The 16,546-nt window shown below is 67.0% G+C and carries 17 protein-coding genes; 12 read left to right on the top strand and 5 right to left on the bottom strand.

Annotated elements, in window-relative coordinates; translation table 11 throughout:
• Positions 1-50: 50 nt before the first annotated feature.
• The 4 genes from ACZ5V4_RS05410 to ACZ5V4_RS05425 all read right to left on the bottom strand — a co-directional run bounded on the left by ACZ5V4_RS05410 (position 51) and on the right by ACZ5V4_RS05425 (position 4,082).
• A complete protein-coding gene (locus ACZ5V4_RS05410) occupies positions 51-1,028 on the bottom strand; it encodes a divergent polysaccharide deacetylase family protein (RefSeq protein ID WP_464317152.1) in 978 nt (325 codons plus the stop codon).
• A gap of 32 nt (positions 1,029-1,060) precedes the next feature.
• On the bottom strand, positions 1,061-2,344 hold the full coding sequence (locus tag ACZ5V4_RS05415) for a S41 family peptidase (protein ID WP_464317153.1): 1,284 nt from the start codon (positions 2,342-2,344) through the stop codon (positions 1,061-1,063).
• A gap of 74 nt (positions 2,345-2,418) precedes the next feature.
• A complete protein-coding gene (locus ACZ5V4_RS05420) occupies positions 2,419-3,468 on the bottom strand; it encodes a murein hydrolase activator EnvC family protein (protein WP_464317154.1) in 1,050 nt (349 codons plus the stop codon).
• Entirely contained in the window at positions 3,432-4,082 is a 651-nt protein-coding gene (locus ACZ5V4_RS05425) for an endonuclease III domain-containing protein (protein WP_464317155.1), read from the bottom strand. Before ACZ5V4_RS05425 ends, ACZ5V4_RS05420 begins: the two co-directional genes overlap by 37 nt.
• Positions 4,083-4,192: 110 nt before the next feature.
• Between ACZ5V4_RS05425 and ACZ5V4_RS05430 the strand changes: the two genes are divergently transcribed.
• The 6 genes from ACZ5V4_RS05430 to ACZ5V4_RS05455 all read left to right on the top strand — a co-directional run bounded on the left by ACZ5V4_RS05430 (position 4,193) and on the right by ACZ5V4_RS05455 (position 8,500).
• Positions 4,193-4,480: a hypothetical protein gene (locus ACZ5V4_RS05430; protein WP_464317156.1), complete on the top strand. Its 288-nt coding sequence runs from the start codon at positions 4,193-4,195 to the stop codon at positions 4,478-4,480.
• A complete protein-coding gene (gene cutA, locus ACZ5V4_RS05435) occupies positions 4,471-4,806 on the top strand; it encodes a divalent-cation tolerance protein CutA (protein ID WP_464317157.1) in 336 nt (111 codons plus the stop codon). Before ACZ5V4_RS05430 ends, cutA begins: the two co-directional genes overlap by 10 nt.
• Before the next feature lie 10 nt (positions 4,807-4,816).
• Positions 4,817-5,752, top strand: coding sequence for a carbohydrate kinase family protein (locus ACZ5V4_RS05440; protein WP_464317158.1), 936 nt, complete (start codon positions 4,817-4,819; stop codon positions 5,750-5,752).
• A gap of 36 nt (positions 5,753-5,788) precedes the next feature.
• Positions 5,789-6,913, top strand: coding sequence for a phosphotransferase family protein (locus tag ACZ5V4_RS05445; RefSeq protein ID WP_464317159.1), 1,125 nt, complete (start codon positions 5,789-5,791; stop codon positions 6,911-6,913).
• Positions 6,914-6,916: 3 nt separating this feature from the next.
• The gene (locus ACZ5V4_RS05450) at positions 6,917-7,546 is read left to right on the top strand and encodes an adenylyl-sulfate kinase (RefSeq protein WP_464317160.1); all 630 of its coding nucleotides are present in this window, start codon (positions 6,917-6,919) and stop codon (positions 7,544-7,546) included.
• Between the two features lie 66 nt (positions 7,547-7,612).
• Positions 7,613-8,500, top strand: coding sequence for a hypothetical protein (locus ACZ5V4_RS05455; RefSeq protein WP_464317161.1), 888 nt, complete (start codon positions 7,613-7,615; stop codon positions 8,498-8,500).
• Between the two features lie 106 nt (positions 8,501-8,606).
• On the opposite strand, the gene ACZ5V4_RS05460 is transcribed toward ACZ5V4_RS05455, so the two are convergent.
• Positions 8,607-10,961 (bottom strand): methyl-accepting chemotaxis protein, encoded by a 2,355-nt coding sequence (locus ACZ5V4_RS05460; protein WP_464317162.1) that lies wholly within the window; start codon positions 10,959-10,961, stop codon positions 8,607-8,609.
• A gap of 257 nt (positions 10,962-11,218) precedes the next feature.
• Here ACZ5V4_RS05460 and miaB point away from each other — a divergent pair, with 257 nt between their 5' ends.
• The 6 genes from miaB to ACZ5V4_RS05490 all read left to right on the top strand — a co-directional run bounded on the left by miaB (position 11,219) and on the right by ACZ5V4_RS05490 (position 16,519).
• The gene (gene miaB, locus ACZ5V4_RS05465) at positions 11,219-12,550 is read left to right on the top strand and encodes a tRNA (N6-isopentenyl adenosine(37)-C2)-methylthiotransferase MiaB (protein WP_464317163.1); all 1,332 of its coding nucleotides are present in this window, start codon (positions 11,219-11,221) and stop codon (positions 12,548-12,550) included.
• Complete coding sequence (locus ACZ5V4_RS05470; protein WP_464317164.1) at positions 12,547-13,032, top strand: bifunctional nuclease family protein; 486 nt, start codon at positions 12,547-12,549, stop codon at positions 13,030-13,032. The genes miaB and ACZ5V4_RS05470 overlap by 4 nt, the downstream gene beginning before the upstream one ends.
• Positions 13,033-13,036: 4 nt before the next feature.
• Positions 13,037-13,690, top strand: a complete 654-nt coding sequence (locus ACZ5V4_RS05475; protein ID WP_464317165.1) for a histidinol phosphate phosphatase domain-containing protein — start codon at positions 13,037-13,039, stop codon at positions 13,688-13,690.
• 138 nt (positions 13,691-13,828) lie between these two features.
• Positions 13,829-14,611 (top strand): M15 family metallopeptidase, encoded by a 783-nt coding sequence (locus ACZ5V4_RS05480; RefSeq protein ID WP_464317166.1) that lies wholly within the window; start codon positions 13,829-13,831, stop codon positions 14,609-14,611.
• A 229-nt stretch (positions 14,612-14,840) separates the two neighbouring features.
• Positions 14,841-15,725, top strand: a complete 885-nt coding sequence (locus ACZ5V4_RS05485) for an ABC transporter permease (protein ID WP_464317167.1) — start codon at positions 14,841-14,843, stop codon at positions 15,723-15,725.
• Positions 15,725-16,519 carry an ABC transporter ATP-binding protein gene (locus tag ACZ5V4_RS05490; protein ID WP_464317168.1) on the top strand — a complete coding sequence of 265 codons (795 nt, stop codon included), beginning with the start codon at positions 15,725-15,727 and terminating at the stop codon, positions 16,517-16,519. The genes ACZ5V4_RS05485 and ACZ5V4_RS05490 overlap by 1 nt, the downstream gene beginning before the upstream one ends.
• Positions 16,520-16,546: the final 27 nt, after the last annotated feature.

The following is a 16,546-nucleotide window of genomic DNA, read 5'->3' on the forward strand; positions in this document are numbered from 1 at the left end:
AATGCGTGACGTTCCTACCACGGAGGGACGAATGCCGCAATTGCCGGGCCTTACTTGGCCTGGCGGGCCAGGGGCGCAAGCGCGATGGACTTGTCGCGCGTGACGGCCCAGGAGGCCAGGGCGGCCAGGGTCTCGGGATAGGGGTGCCCGATGGCCACGGCGTGGCCCTTGGCCCGGGCCTCGCGCTCGGCCTGGGCCAGCATGAGGAGCGCCGCCTGCTGGCCGCGCTCGTTGTCCAGGAACACGGAGCGCACCAGGGCGGGCACGCCCAGCTTGGCGGCCTGCTTGTGGGCCACGCTCCTTGGCGAAGTGAGCGAATCCAGGAAGAAGAGCCCGCGCGTCTTGAGCTCCGCCATCGCGGCGGCCATGAGCGCGGGGTCCTCGGTGGCCTTGGACCCGGTGTGGTTGCTCACGCCCACGGCGTGGGGCACCTGGGAGAGGTGCGCGGAAAGGGTCGCGGCCACCTGGGAGGCGCTGTCTCCGGAGTGCAGCGTCCCGGCGGATTCGGGCGCGTTGCCGCGAGCCTGCATGGGCTGGTGCAGGATGACCTCCATCCCGGCCTTGGCGGCCAGGGCGTCCACGTCCTTGGTGTGCGCCAGGTTGGGGATGACGGAGAAGGTCACGGGGATGCCCAGGTCCAGAAGCTCGCGGGCCTGCTCCAGCGAACCACCCAGGTCGTCGATGACGATGGTCAGGCGCGGCGCGCCCGGCTTGGGTTCGGGCTCGGCCGGGACGGGCGGCGTCGCGGGCGGGGCTGGTTCGGGCTGGGCCGCAGGGGCGGGAGCCGGGGTCGCGGCCGGAGCGGCCGGGACCGGAGCGGGGGCCTGCTGCGTCTGCGCTGCCTGTTTGGCCGGAGGGGCGGTTTGCCGGGGCTTCTCCGGCAGGTAGTAGAAGGCGTAGCCGAAGAACAAGACGAGTGCGGCCACGGCCACGCCCGCGAAGAAGAAGAGCGCGGCCGGGGTCTTGCCCCGGCCGCGCTTCTGGGTCGCTGGGCGCCGCCGGGTCTTTCCGGGGCGTTTCTGAGCCATCTTGCGGTGTTACTCCTGCGCGTTGCCCGGCCCTAGTTTCCGGCCGAGGCCACGGGCGCGTACTTGAGCAGCTCCAGGGCCAGCTTGAGCTGGTTGTCGCGCTCCATAAGCTCCTTCACCCGCTCCTTGGGGTCGGCGGTCTCGGAGGTCTTCTTCTTGCGGCTCAGGTTGTCCAGGTGGCGGGTCAGGTCGCGCTCGCGCACCTGGTGGCCCTGGGCGAAGAGGTCCTTCTCCTTCTCGGCGTCCTGCAGGGGCACCTTGAAGTCGGGCTCGATGCCCTCGGCCTGGATGGAGCGCCCGCTGGGCGTGTAGTACAGGGCGGTGGTCAGCTTGATGCCGGAGCCGTCGGCCAGGGGGATCACTGTCTGCACCGAGCCCTTGCCGAAGGTCTTGTCGCCGACCAGCAGGGCGCGCTTGTTGTCCTGGAGCGCTCCGGCCACGATCTCCGAGGCCGAGGCCGAACCGGCGTTGATGAGCACGGTGAGCGGCAGGTTGGGCTCGGTGCCGTCCTTCTTGGAGTCGAAGTCCTTGCGCTGCTCGTCGCGCCGTCCCTTGATGGTCACGATGCGGCCCTTGTCCAGGAAGAAGTCGGAGACGCTCACGGCCTGGTCGAGCAGGCCGCCGGGGTTGTTGCGCAGGTCGAGGATCAGGCCCTTGACGTTGCCGCCCTTCTGGGCGTCCTTCATCACCTGGACGAGTTCCTTGGTGGTGTTCTCGTTGAAGCGGGTGATGCGCACCAGGTGGTAGCCAGGGGCGACCTCGGTGCCCTTCACAGAGATGATCGGGATGGAGTCGCGCACGATGCGGTACTTCTCGGGCTTGTTGCTGCCCTTGTGCACGATGGTCAGGCCCACGGCCTTGCCCTTGGGGCCCCGGATGCGCTGCACGGCGTCGTTCAAGGACATGTCCTGGGTGGGCTCGTTCTCGATCTCGAGGATCACGTCGCCCGCGCGCAGCCCGGCCTTGTCCGCCGGGGTGTCGTCGATGGGGGAGATGACCGTGATGCGGCCGTTCTCCACGGTGATCTCGATGCCGATGCCGGTGAACTCGCCGCTGGTGCTCACCTGCATCTCCTTGAAGTCCTCCTTGGAGAGGAAGCTGGAGTGCGGGTCGAGCTGCTGGAGCATGCCCACGATGGCCCCGTCGATGAGGTCCTTCTTGGGCACGCTCTTGACGTAGTTGGCTTCGACGAGGCTCAGCACGTCGCTGAAACGTTTGAGGGGGCCGAAACGGTCCTCCTGGGCGAGAGCCAATCCGGCGGTGAGGAGCAGGGCGGCGATCACGCCAACCAGGCCTGCCTTGGAAATGCGGAACATAGAGTCGCCTCCAGCGAGTCACGGCCTGCGGGCGGCCGGATGCATCAGAAAGCCGGGAAAGCCCTGGCGCGCGGTCATCGGGCCAGAAGCCATCGGCTGGGGTTAATTGGTTTCAAGCCAAAACGCAATTCAAAAGACATGCCGGAAACCCCGCCCGGCGCGAGCGCCCCGGCCTCGCCCAGGGCAGCGCCCCGGGGAGCCTCCTGCCCGGGCTTCACGCCCGGGCGCGCCAGGTGCGAGTAGACGCTGAAAGCCCCGCCGCCGTGGGCCAGCACCACCGTGCCGCCAAGGCCCGGGAGTTCCCCGGCGAAGGCCACTCTGCCCCAGTGCACGGCCCGGACCGGCGCGCCGGGCGCGGCGGCCAGGCCCACGCCGTTTCTGGGCGGGGAGGCGTCCGGGTCGAAGGCCCAGGCCTGCACGCCCTCCACCGGCCAGGGCATCTCGCCCTGGGAGGCCACCAGGGGCTTGTCCAGAAACGTCACGGGGGAAAGCCCGTCGCGCGAGGCCAGCTCGAGGATGCGCTCCAGCCGCTCCGGCCCGGAGGGATTCTCGCGGCGCAGGGAGGCGAGCTCGGCGGCCAGCTTCAGGCGCTCGGCCAGGAGCCTGTCCTTGAGTTGGGCCGCCGCCTGGGCCCTGGCCAGGGCCTCGGGGCCGAGCGCGGCCTGCCTGGCCATGACCTCGGCCAGGTCCATGCGCCGAAGCGCCAGCCGGTCGAGCTCCGCCCTGGCGGCAGCGAACACCGAGCCCAGCCAGGCGAGCCCCCGGTCCGCCTCGTCCCAGGGCACCACGTCGGCCTCCAGGAGCCCCTTGAGGCGCACCTCCATGGCCCACAGCTCGGGCAGGATGTCCGCGAGCTTCACGCAGAGCGCGGCCAGGCCGTCCTCCAGGGCCGCGCGCTCGCGCGACAGGCGGACCATCTCGGCCGAGACGGCGTCGGTGGCGGAGTCCTGCTTGGCCAGGTTCGCCTCGAGAAAGCGGATGTCGGCCTCGATGCGCTCCAGCGCGGGCCTGGCCGCGCGCTCGGCGCGCGTGGGCGCGGAGAAGTCCCGCCCGGCGCCGAAAGCGGCCCCGGCCAGGAGAACCAGGGTCAGGAGAGGAAACAACCCAGCGGACAGTCGTCGCACAGCGGCTTCCTGGTCTTGCAGAAGCGGTTGCCCACGCGCACCAGCTGGGCGTGGAAATCGTTGTACAGGGCCGTGTCCGGCTCAAGGGCGTCCATGAAGAAGTCCCTGGCCTCGTGGTAGTGCGCGTCCTCGGGCAGAAGCCCGTGCCTGCCCAGGATGCGCATGGTGTAGGCGTCCACCACGAAGCTCGGCATGTTCAGCGCGTAGCACAGGATGGAGTCCGCCGTCTCGGGCCCCACGCCCTTGACCTCGAGGAGCTCGGCGCGCACCGCGTCCATGTCCCTGGCGGCCAGGGTGGAAAGGTCGAAGCCGCAGGCGCGCCCGAGATAGTCGAGCAGGTTCCTGAGCCTCTTGGCCTTGAGCCTGAAAAACCCGGCCGGGACGATAAGCTCCTCGAGCCTCGCCTGGGGCAGGGCGTAAAGCGCGCGCGGCTCCAGGCATCCGGCCGCGTCCAGGTTGGCCATGGCCTTCTGGACGCCCGTCCAGGCCGTGTTCTGGGTCAGCACCGCGCCAACGCAGACCTCGAAGGGCGTGCGCGCGGGCCACCAGTTCCTGTGGCCCATGGCGTCCAGCATGGCCTTGTAATACTCCAGAAGCATCTCGCGGCGGCGCATGCCTACCAGTAGCCGGGGGCGGCCCCCGCGCGCAAGCCCGATGCGTTGCAAATCGAGCGGCCTCGTGTATTGAAAAGCCAGCGAACCCCTTTTCTCAAGGAGACCAAGCAATGACACGTACCCGCCTGACCGCCGTCCTGGCCTCCGCCTGCCTGCTCTGCCTGGGCTTCTCGGCCGCCCTCGCCCAGGACCACTCCCAGACCGTCGCCAGCGCGTGCGGCAAGTGCCACAACACCAAGCGCGTCTGCTCGAACCTGGGGGTCAAGGACAAGGCCGCCTGGGACGTCACCGTGACCCGCATGATCTCCAAGGGCGCGCAGGTCCCCGAGAAGGACAAGGCCGCCGTGGTGGAATGGCTGGCCGCGCAGCAGGCGGGCGCGAAGCCCGTGTGCGAGTAGACGTGGGAGCCGCGTTCGTCTACGTGACGGCCTCCAGCCGCGACGAGGCCCGGGCCATCGGCAAGGCCCTTGTCCTTGAGCGCCTGGTGGCCTGCGTGAACGTGCTGGACGGGCTCGACTCCATCTATTGGTGGGACGGGCGCGTGCAGGAGTCGAGCGAGGCCTGCTTCGTGGCCAAGACCAGGATGGAGCTCATCCCCAAGGTGACCGCCCGGGTGCGGGAGCTGCACTCCTACGAGGTGCCCTGCGTGGTCGCGCTGCCGGTGGCGGACGGCAACCCCGATTTCCTGGACTGGATTTCCGCCGAAACCGGTCCGCAAGCGTGAAGGAGCCTTGATGCGCACCCTCGTTTTCGGGTCCATGGCCTACGACAGGATCATGACCTTTCCCGGGAAGTTCTCCGACCACATCCTGCCGGACAAGCTGCACATCCTCTCGGTGTGCTTCGTTCTGGAGGGGCTCGCGGAGAAGTTCGGCGGCACGGCGGGCAACATCGCCTACACCATGGGCCTTCTTGGCGACAGCCCCGTGATCGTGGCCTCGGCCGGAAAGGACTTCGAGCCCTACGCCGCCTGGCTGACCAAGCAGGGCCTGACCATGCAGGGCATCAAGCTCGTGCCCGGCGAATTCACCGCCGGGGCCTACATCACCACTGACCAGTCCGACAACCAGATCACCGCTTTCAACCCCGGGGCCATGAAGGTCCAGGCCGGGTATGCCGTGGACTCCTACGACCCGGCCGACACCCTGGCCATCGTCGCCCCGGGCTGCCTGGCGGACATGAAGCACTACAGCGCCCGCTTCAAGGAGCTGGGCATCCCCTTCTTCTACGACCCCGGCCAGAACATCACGGCCTTCTCCGGCGAGGAGCTGGCCGAGATGCTCACGGGCGCGAGCTACCTGATCACCAACGACTACGAGCTCCAGCTGATCATGAACGCCACCGGGCTCTCCAAGCAGTCCATCCTGCACCGCGTGGACACGCTCATCACCACGCTGGGCGAGGAAGGCTCGGTGATCAACGAGAAAGGCGCGGAGACGAGGATTCCGGCGGCCAGGGCCCTGGGGGTCAAGGACCCCACCGGCGCGGGCGACTCCTTCCGCGCCGGGCTTTTGCACGGGCTCTCCCAGGGCAGGCCCCTCGCGGTCGCGGCCAGGATGGGCGCGGTGGCCGCGGCCTACTGCGTGGAGCAGCACGGCACCCAGGAGCACGCCTTCACCCTGGACGAATTCTGGGCCCGCTACGAGGAGAACTTCGGCAAGCCCGAATAGCACGCCAAGCGGGCCGACCCGCCCGAGGAGGACCCCATGCGCACCGGCACCGAGGAGAAGACACCGCTCTCCGTCAGTTCCGAGAAGATCCAGACCTACCTGCGCCAGGTCTTCGGCGATTCGGCCCGCCTGGCCTGGCTCGGGGAGATCGGCCAGAACGGCTCCCAGGGCATGAAGGAGTTCGGCTACGGCAAGCCCCTGCGCCTGGAGTTCACCGTGCAGGGCAGGCTCAACTCGGCCGTGCTCTCCATCATGCGCGGGGACAAGTACGGCCACCAGTTCTACTGGGACCGCGCCGCCATCCTGATGTTCCAGCACGAGACGGCCGGACGCCTGCCCCGCCACGCCAAGCCCCTGGGCCTGGGCTACTTCGACGCCCGGGACCGCATGTTCCCCGTGGCCGAGCCCAAGGAGTTCTTCATCCTCTTCGAGCTCGTGGACGGCCACGACTACTACCTGGACCTGGAGCGCATCGGCCGCGAGGGAGCAAGCGCCCCGGACGTGGCCCTGGCCGAGTCCTACGCGGCCTGGCTGGCCCAGATCCACGCCGAGAAGTTCGACAACCCCGACCTCTACCTGCGCCGCGTGCGCGACCTGATCGGGGCCTCGGAGTGCATCTTCGGCCTCGTGGACGCCTACCCCCACCCCTACGAGGCCTTCCCGCCCGAACGCTTCCAGGCCCTGGAGCGCCGCGTGGTGGACTGGCGCTGGAAGCTGAGAAACTACACCCGCCGCCTGAGCGTGGTGCACGGCGACTTCCACCCCTGGAACGTGCTGGTGCGCAAGGAGGGAGCGGGCTTCGAGTTCTCCGTGCTGGACCGCAGCCGGGGGGAACTGGGCGAACCGGCCGACGACGTCTCCACCATGGCCATCAACTTCCTGCTCTTCGGGCTCTACGGCCAGACCGGCGCGCCCAGGCTCTCCGGGGATTTCCTGACGCTCTACACCGCGTTCTGGGAGAAATACCTGGAGCTCACGGGAGACGAGGAGATTTTGGACGTCATCGCGCCCTTCTTCGTGTTCCGGGGCCTGGTGATCGCCTCGCCCCAGTGGTACCCGCACCATCCCGAGGCGGTGCGCGCCGGGCTCCTGCGCTTCCTCGAGCGCGTGCTGGAGGACGAGCGCTTCGACTGGCGCGCCATCAACAAGTACCTGGAGTAGGCCGTGGAGGCTTCAACCGCGAAAGGCATCGATCAAGACGGGCCGGTCCCGGACCGGCTGGGCGCGGCCATCTGGTTCACCGGGCTGCCGGGCTCGGGCAAGTCCACCCTGGTCAAGGCCGTGCGCGAAGCGCTGGCGGACAGGGGGGTGGACACGGTCTGGCTCCAGATGGACGAGCGCAGGAAACGGTATTTCCCGCAGCCCACCTACAGCGCGGAAGAAAGACGGGAGGCCTACCGGCTCTTCGCGGAGGAGGCCGCCGGCCTGGCCGGGGAAGGCAGGCTCGTGCTCATGGACGGCTCGGGGCATGAGTTGGCCATGCGCGTGCGCGCCAGGGGGATGATCGCGCGCTTCGCCGAGGTGCACCTGCGCTGCGGGGTGACGACCGCCATGGCCCGCGAGGCCAAGAGGCCGGAGAAGCTGGTCATGGCCGGGCTGTACGCCAAGGCCATGAAGCGCAAGGCCACGGGCGAGCAGTTCGAGGGCCTGGGGCAGGTTATCGGCGTGGACGTGCCCTTCGAGGAAGACCCCGGGGCCGAGCTGGTGCTCGACGCGGGGAAAATGAGCGTGGGGGAGATGCGCGACGCGGTGCTGAAGAGATTTGGGGGGTGGTGGTCGGACGCTAATTTGTGATGAGCTTGCAACACTAGGTAACCACAACACGAATTAATCGCTGCGTTGACACAATGGAACACTACGATGCCAGTATCTTACATTGAAGAACGCTGCGGACAATCTGATAAAGGGCAACAATTCCTTGCCAACCTCAACGACAGAGTCAATCGGTACATCGAAGCAAATCTTGCAGACAAGCACTTCAAACAGCAACTCTACGGCAACGATGAACATGTTTTTCATGAGCGCTTATGGGAACTCAATCTCGCGGAGATTCTCATCAAAAATGGCCTTTCGATCACATCGAAAGACGCAGGCCCTGACTTTCTTGCCCTTGTTGACGACATGAAATACTGGTTCGAAGCAATTTCTCCTTCACCAAGGAACATTCCTGACATCTTCATACACCCGCCAACAGATCCAAGCGAAGCTCAAGCCATAGATTTTCCTCAGAACGAGATACTCCTGCGGATAACATCTGCGATCAGAGACAAAAGCAACAAATTCAAGGAGTACTTGGAGAAGGGAATCATTGGAAGTAATGATGTATGCATAATTGCAATTGACACAAGCAAACTTGGATTTGCAGCATGCATTGGAATAAGTCAGCACCCAGTCATCCTCGAAGCGACTTACCCTGTCGGTCCAATAGCCGTATCAATTGACCGAGACACAGGGGAAATAATTGCTCGCTACCAATCCTATCGTTCGCATATCACAAAACATACAAAATCTGGCGAAGCGACAATAAGCACCGAATTATTTATTTCAGACGAACACAAGCACATCAGTGCAGTGCTATGCTCATCAGGATCAACAACCAACCCGGCCATCTATACCGTACACAACCACTCAGCAGCGAACCACATGAAGCACTCGCTCCTTACATCTGAATGCGAATATGTTCCCTCAATTGAGGATGGCCACCTATTTCTTAAAGACATATCACACAATAAACAAAACGAGCAGTAGGCAGAACCAGCCATAAAACAAAACAGCACGCCACAATTTTACACCCACACAAAAAAGGCGGCCCGAAGGCCGCCTTTTTGATTTCGCTTGTGCCAAGCCGCGATTCTTAGGCCGACAGCGCGGGCCTGCCCGCCACGTCCTGCCCCCTCATGCCTTCGATCAGCCTTGTCAGTTCCATGGCCTGCGCGGCCAGGTCCCCGACCGCCCTCGCCGACTCCTCCATGGCCTGGGACGTTTCCGTGGAAATCTGGTTCACCTGGTCGATGCTGCGGTTGATCTCCTCGCTGGTGGCCGACTGCTGTTCGCTGGCCGTGGCTATCGACCGCACCTGGTCCGTGGAGAGCTGCACCAGCTCCACGATCTCCCTCAGCGCCTCGCCGGACTTCCCGGCCAGCCCGGCCGCGTCCTCGATGGCCTTCATGGCCTGCTCCACGTTCACGGCGTTCTTCTTCGTGCCTTCCTGGATGGCCCCGATGGCCTCGCCCACCTCTTTCGTGGCGGTCATGGTCTTCTCGGCCAGTTTCCTCACCTCGTCGGCCACCACGGCGAACCCCCGCCCGGCCTCGCCAGCCCGCGCGGCCTCGATGGCCGCGTTCAGGGCCAGCAGGTTGGTCTGGTCCGCGATGTCGGAGATCACGCCGAGCACCCGGCCGATGTCGTGGGCCTGCCTGCCCAGGGCCTCCATGTCCGTGCGGCTCTGGCTGACGTTCCTGTTCAGCTCGTCCATGAAGCGCACCGCCCGCTCCACCACTTCCGCGCCGTCCTGGGCCTTCTGCCTGGCGTTCTCAGAGGTTTCGAACGCCTCGGAGGCGCTCCTGGCCACCTCCAGCACCGTGGCGTTCATCTGCTCCATGGCCGTGGCGGTCTCGGCCACGCGTTCGGCCTGCTGCCTGGCCCCCGAGCTCGACTGCTCGATCTGCGCCGAAAGCTCCTGCGTGGCCGAGGAAACCAGCTCCGAGATGCCCTCGATGGTCACGGCCGCCTCGGTGATGCTGGCATTCTGCGCCTCGATGCGCGCCTGCTGGTTCCTGATGGCGGTCAGGTCCGTGATGATGCTGATTGCCCCGCTGAGCGCGCCGTCCAGGTCGTAGAGGGGGGCTGCGTCGATGGAGAGGTGCAACTCCCGGCCGTCCTGCGCCCTGAGCGTGAACTCCTGGTTCTGGAAGGAGCGGCGCTCCTGCATGGCGCGCGAAGCGATGGTCTGGCGCGACGGGTCGCCGTAGAAGAACTCGCCCGCCTGCTTGCCGGTGTGGTCCGCCGGGACGCCCGGCCGCCCGAGCAGCGTGAGCGTGGCCCCGTTGGTGTAGCTCAAGGCCCCCTTGGCGTCGCTGACCACGAAGGGGATGGTCAGGCCCTTGAGCACGCCCCTGGCGAAGCTCAGCTCGTTCTTGAGCGCCTGGGTCATGGAGAGGATGTTCTCGGCCAGCTCGCCCAGCTCGTAGCGGTAGCCGCCTTCGAGTTTCGCCTGGTAGTCGCCCGAGGCCACCCGGGAGGTGAACGCGCGGATGCCCGCCAGGGGCCTGATCACCAGCCTGCGCAGAAGCAGCAGGATGATGCCCGTGAGCAGCGCGAAGAGCACGGCCCCGGCGGCCATGAAGATGGTGCGCTGGGCCACGGCCTCGGCGGCCAGTTCTTCCTCGGCCTCGCTCACGCTGACGATCCAGCCCGTGCGTTCGATGGGCCGAAACACCTGCACGGCCTCGGCCCCGCCCTGGTCCACGCGCGTGAAGCCCTGCTTGCGCGAGAGGATCTCCTTGACGTGGGCCGACCCGGAGGCGTCGGTCAGGAGCTTGGCCTTGTCCGGGTGGGCGATGACGTTGCCCGAGGCGTCCAGCATGTAGGCATAGCCCGTGGCCCCGATCTTCACGGGCAGCACGTAGCTCTCGATGAAGCGCGACCAGTTCACGGCCACGCCCACGCCGCCGAGCACCTTGCCGCCCGCGTCGCGCACGGGCGTGACGATGAGGAACACCAGGTTGCCCGTGGCCGCGCCCTTGGTGATGTTTTTCGCCAAAAATTCGCGCCCCTGGGCGACTTCCTTCCAGTAGGCCCGGCCCGAGAGGTCCATCCCGGCCATGGACTCGCCCTGGGCCGTGAACCCTACGGCCGCGCGGCCCGTGGAATCGAGGATGTAGGCGCTGTTCAAGTCCTTGCGGGCGGCCACCAGGGCCTCGAGCTGGCCCGCGACCATCCCGGCCGGGGCCCCGTCGCCGCCCAGCAGCGCCTGCACGGACTTCTGGCGCGCGATGGACTGCACCACGCCCAGGTAGTTGTCGATGAATTCGTTGGTGGCCGTGGCGATGTTGCGGCTTTCTATCTCCATGCCCCGCGTCTCCAGACGCAGGGTGTTGGTGTAGAAAGACTTCGAGACGTAGACCACCATCCCGGACACTGCCGCGAGAAGCAGGACGCTGATGACTGAAGCGACGACCGTCTCTATGCTGCGAAATCTGTTGAGCACTGCGACCCCCTGGTCACGCCACACTGTACGCTGATTTTGGAAACACCAGGGGAATCAAGACGCTTGCCGCGCCTTGTGCGAAATGGTCCGGCCGGTTCCCGGAAAATCGCATCGGCCGCAACGGATCATGCGTGGCGAGCCACGATCCGCACGGTCTTTCCCCGCCCTTGCTCAGGGTGCAGCCAGCCGGGGGCCGCTGTCAAGCGGCGAGTGTCCCGGCCTTTGACCGCGTCAGATGGATGCATTATGATGTCACGATGAAGTTTCACGTCCTCACTTTCGGATGCCAGATGAACGTGGCCGACTCGGGCTGGCTCGGCCGCAGCCTCGCCCAGATGGGCTGGGAGGAGGTCCCCCTGGACCAGGCCCAGGTCTACGTGGTCAACACCTGCTCGGTGCGCGACAAGCCCGAGCAGAAGGTCTACAGCCTGCTGGGCAGGCTGGCCGACCAGCTCACGCGCGACCCGGACGTGTTCTGCGCCGTGGGCGGTTGCGTGGCCCAGCAGATCGGCGAGAAGCTCTGGAAGCGTTTCCCCTTCGTGCGCCTGGTCTTCGGGGCGGACGGAGTCTCCCAGGCCCCGGCGGCCCTGGAACGCCTGGCCGCGCAACCCGGGCTCAGGCTCTCGCTTCTCGATTTCACCGAATCCTACGCCGAGCGCGACCCGGCCCTGTCGGGCACGTCGCGCTCGCCCCAGGCCTTCGTGAACATCATGCAGGGCTGCGACAACTTCTGCGCCTACTGCATCGTGCCCTACGTGCGCGGCCGCCAGAAGTCGCGCGAGGCCGGGGCCATCCTCGCGGAGTGTTCGGCGCTGGCGGCCTCGGGCGTCAAGGACGTCACGCTCCTGGGGCAAAACGTGAACAGCTACGGCCAGGACGCGGGCCAGGGCCGCGAGGCGTTCTCGACGCTTCTGCGCTCCGTGGCCGCCATCGACGGGATCGCGCGCGTGCGCTTCACCACCTCGCACCCCAAGGACCTGGCCGGGGAGGTCATCGCGGCCTTCGGGGAGCTTCCCAACCTGGCCCCGGCCCTGCACCTGCCCGTGCAGTCCGGCTCGGACGCCGTGCTTGGGCGCATGGGCCGCAAGTACACGGCCGCCCAGTACATGGCCAAGGTGGAGGCGCTGCGCAAGGCCAGGCCCGAGATCATGCTCACCACGGACATCATCGTGGGCTTCCCGGGCGAGACCGAGGCCGACTTCAAGGCCACCATGCAGCTCATCCGCGACGCGGCCTTCGAGTGCTCCTTCTCCTTCATGTACTGCGACCGCCCGGGCGTGGCCGCCGCCAAGATGGGGCCCAAGGTGCCCGAGGAGGTCAAATCCTGGCGGCTGGCCGAGCTTCAGGCCTTGCAAAATGCCCAGCAGGAGGCCATGCTGGCTCGCCTGACCGGCCGCGTGGCCCAGGTGCTGGTGGAGGGCCCGGGCAAACGCATGGACTCAGACGAACCGGCCTGGCGCGGCCGCGACGAGGCCGGGCGGGCCGTCAACTTCGAGGCCCCGCAAAGCCCCGGCCTCTCGGGCCGGATCGTTCCCGTCAGGATCACCAAAGCCAAGAAGCATTCCCTCTGGGGGGAGGCGCTGCCATGATCGAAATGAAAGTCTTCGGGCTGGCCCTGGACGACGACACCCAGGCGCCGGTGCTCATCCTGCGCGACCTGGAGGAGAACACCACCCTGCCCATCTGGATCGGCGCCATGGAGGCCATGGCCATCTCGCTCATGCTGAACGGCGTGAAGCTCCCCAGGCCCATGACCCACGACCTGCTGCTCTCGACCATCGAGTCCCTGGGCGGCGTGGTGCGCACGGTCTCGGTCACGGCGCTCAGCGAGGGCACCTTCTACGCGGTGATCACCGTGCAGCAGGGCGAGAAGACCCTGGAGATCGACGCCCGGCCCTCGGACGCGGTGGCCCTGGCCCTGCGCTCCGGGTCGTCCATACTGGTCGACCCCAAGGTCATCGAGGCGCTCTCCGAGACCAAGCCCAAGCCGGGCATGTCCGGCGAGGGCGACGACAAGTGGACCGACATCCTGGAGCGCTTCAACCCCGACGACAACAAATACAAGATGTAGACCCATGATCGACCTGCACACCCACACCACGTTCTCCGACGGGGAGCTCATCCCGGCGGAACTCGCCCGCAGGGCCGCCAAGGCGGGGTACAAGGGGCTGGCCATCACCGACCACGCCGACCCCTCCAACATGTACCTGATCATCGAGAACCTGCGCCGCTTCGCCGCCGAGACCGGCCCCTACCTGGACCTCAACCTGGCCGTGGGCGTGGAGCTGACGCACTGCCCGCCCCCGCTGATCCCCGGGCTCATCGCCGAGGCGCGCGCGGCCGGGGCCATGCTCGTGGTGGTGCACGGCGAGACCATCGTGGAGCCCGTGGCGCGCGGCACCAACCTGGCCGCCATCGAGGGCGGGGCCGACGTGCTGGCCCACCCGGGCCTGATCACCGAAGAGGACGCGGCCCTGGCGGCGGAAAAGGGCGTGCACTTGGAGATCACCACGCGCAAGGGCCACAGCCTGACCAACGGCCACGTGGCGATCCTGGCGCGCAAGCACGGGGCCAGGCTCGTCATCGACAACGACGCCCACGCGCCCGGGGACCTGGTCTCCCAGGACATGCGACGCATGATCGCCATGGGCTGCGGGCTTTCGGCCGAGGAGCACCGGCAGGCCGAGCGTAACGCCCAGGAGATCATGACCCGGCTCCTCAAGCGCTGAGGCCGCGCCCCGAAGGCCGGACAGTTTTTTTCGAGGCTCCGAATTTCAACGAGCGCCCGCCAGCCCGAGGGCGCGGCACGAAACCACCGCGCCTGCCCTGCCTGAATGGACACACCGGGGCGGGCGCGCTTTACGACCATGCGCCAATATCCCCTGCTTTCCGTCTCCGTCCTGCTCGCGGCCCTGCTCCTTTTTCCCGGGGCCTCCCAGGCCCAGGGAACGCGCGACCTGCTCCTGCTCAAGCGTTTCTACCCCGAGGCCGTGGCCACGGTGGAGCCGGACGGGCTCGTGCTCTCCGACGGCGCGCGCCTCGCGTACGACGACGGCAGGGCCAAGGACGCCGAGGCCGCCCTCGAAGACACGGACATCGAGGACATGCTCGCCCAGGTGTACCCCCTCTTCCCCGTGACCGCCGAGCCCGAACCCGGCTTCCACCCCGGGCGCAGGCGCACCGTGGCGCTCTTCAAGGCCGCCTACGGCCACGACGCGGCCGAGGTGAAGGCGAATCTGGTCCCCGTGCGTTTCCTGGGCAATACAGTGCTCTTCAATGCGAGAAACGGCGCGGCCAAGGCGCTCGAGAAGGCAGGGGCGGAGCTCGCGGCCCTGCTGGCGGCCAGGCCGGAGTACCGGGCGCACGTGCTGCCCATATCGGGCACATTCGCCTGGCGGCCCATCGCCGGGACCGAGCGGCTCTCCATGCACAGCTTCGGGGCGGCCATCGACCTGAACGCCAAGCGCAACGGCTACTGGCGCTGGTACAAGGGCGACGACCCGCTCTCGCTGAGGAAGGCCTTCCCGGCCGAGGTGGTGAAGGTGTTCGAGCGCCACGGCTTCATCTGGGGCGGAAAATGGGCTGAGTTCGACATCATGCACTTCGAGTTCCGCCCGGAGCTGATCGCCAAGGCAAAAGAGAGAGGGTGACGAAGGGATTCGCGCCCCCCGCGCGCCCGTGCACGTGGGCTGCCCCCCGGCGCGGCGAGGGGCCAGGGCGGCGGATCGCCTTCAAACCGGCCCCAGCCCTTGCCCAGGGCCGCGCCAGGGGGCGGCCCGCGGACGCCCTTTCTCCCGCGCTTTACAATTCCTCCTTTTCAAGGCAAATCTCCGGGGTTTCGCGGCCCCAACCGGGGCAATTCCTGGAGCCACCACCGACATGTCCTTCTACGCTTTCATCGGCGCGCTCGAACAGGGCTTCGTCTTCGGCCTGATGGTGCTGGGGGTCTACCTCACCTTCCGCATCCTCGACTTCCCCGACCTCACCGTGGACGGGTCGCTCCCGCTCGGCGCGGCGGTCTGCTCCGTGTGCATCGACGCGGGCGTGCCCCCCTACCTGGCGCTCATCCCGGCCACCCTGGCGGGCTTCTGCGCGGGCGCGGTCACCGGGCTTCTGAACACGCGCCTGAAGATCCTGCACCTGCTCTCCTCCATCCTGACCATGATCGCGCTCTACTCCATCAACATCCGCATCATGGGCAGGCCGAACTTCACCCTGCTGGGCAAATCCACCGTGCTGGACCCGCTGACCGCCCTGGGCCTGCCCTCCTGGATGGCCGCCCCGGCGCTCTTCGCGGTGGTCACCATCGTCGCGGCCGTGGCCCTGGTCTGGTTCACCAGGACCGAGCTCGGCCAGGCCATGCTGGCAACCGGCGACAACCCGCGCATGATCACGGCGCTCGGCGTGAACACCGGCAACATGATCGTGCTCGGCGTTGGGCTCTCGAACGCCCTGGTGGCCCTGTGCGGGGCGCTGGTGGCCCAGAACCAGGGCTCGGCGGACGTGAACATGGGCGTGGGCACCATCGTGGCGGGCCTGGCCTCGGTGATCATCGGCGAGACTCTTCTGGGCCAGGGCCGGATCGCCAGGATGATCCTCGCGGCCGTGATCGGCTCCGTGGCCTACAGGCTGGCCATCGCCTTCGCGCTCTCGCTCAAGATCGGCAGCTTCTCCTTCTCGCCCAGCGACCTGAACCTGATCACCGCCCTGGTGGTGGTGGCCGCGCTCACCGCGCCCAGGCTCAAAAGGAAGATGGCCCGCTGATGCTCACGCTCAAGGACATCACCAAGCGCTTCCACAAGGGGAGCATCAACGAGGTTCTGGCCCTGGACGGCGTGAACCTCGATATCCGCCAGGGCGACTTCATCACCGTGATCGGCTCCAACGGCGCGGGCAAATCCACCACGCTGAACGCCGTGGCGGGCTCGTTCTTCCCGGACAAGGGCAGCATCGCCCTGGACGGCCGGGACATCACCTCCTGGCCCGAGTACAAGCGCGCCAAGTTCATCGGCCGCGTCTTCCAGGACCCGCTCATGGGCTCGGCCGCCTCGCTCTCCATCGAGGAGAACATGGCCCTGGCCGACCGCAGGGGCAAGCCGCGCGGTCTCTCCGCCGGGGTGAAGGCGCGCGACAGGGGCCGCTACCGCGAGCTCCTCTCGCAGATCGGGCTCGGGCTGGAGGACCGCCTGAAGGACAAGGTGGGCCTTCTCTCCGGCGGCCAGCGCCAGTCGCTGACCATGATCATGGCCACCATGGTCCGCCCGGAAATACTTCTGCTGGACGAGCACACCGCCGCCCTGGACCCCAAGACGGCCGGGCACGTGCTGGAGCTCACCAGCAAGCTCGTGGAATCCCAGAAGCTGACCACCTTGATGGTCACGCACAACATGAACCACGCCCTCAGGCTGGGCAACCGCTTGGTCATGATGCACCAGGGCCGCGTGATCCTGGACATCGAGGGCGAGGAGAAGAGCAGCTTCAACGTGGAGGATTTGCTGGAACGCTTCTTCACCCTCAAGGGAGAAGAGTTCTCGTCGGATAAGATGCTCCTGGTGTAGAAACCGTCCGCAGCGCCGTGGCCGTGG

Source organism: Fundidesulfovibrio sp. YSD1, assembly GCF_055397115.1.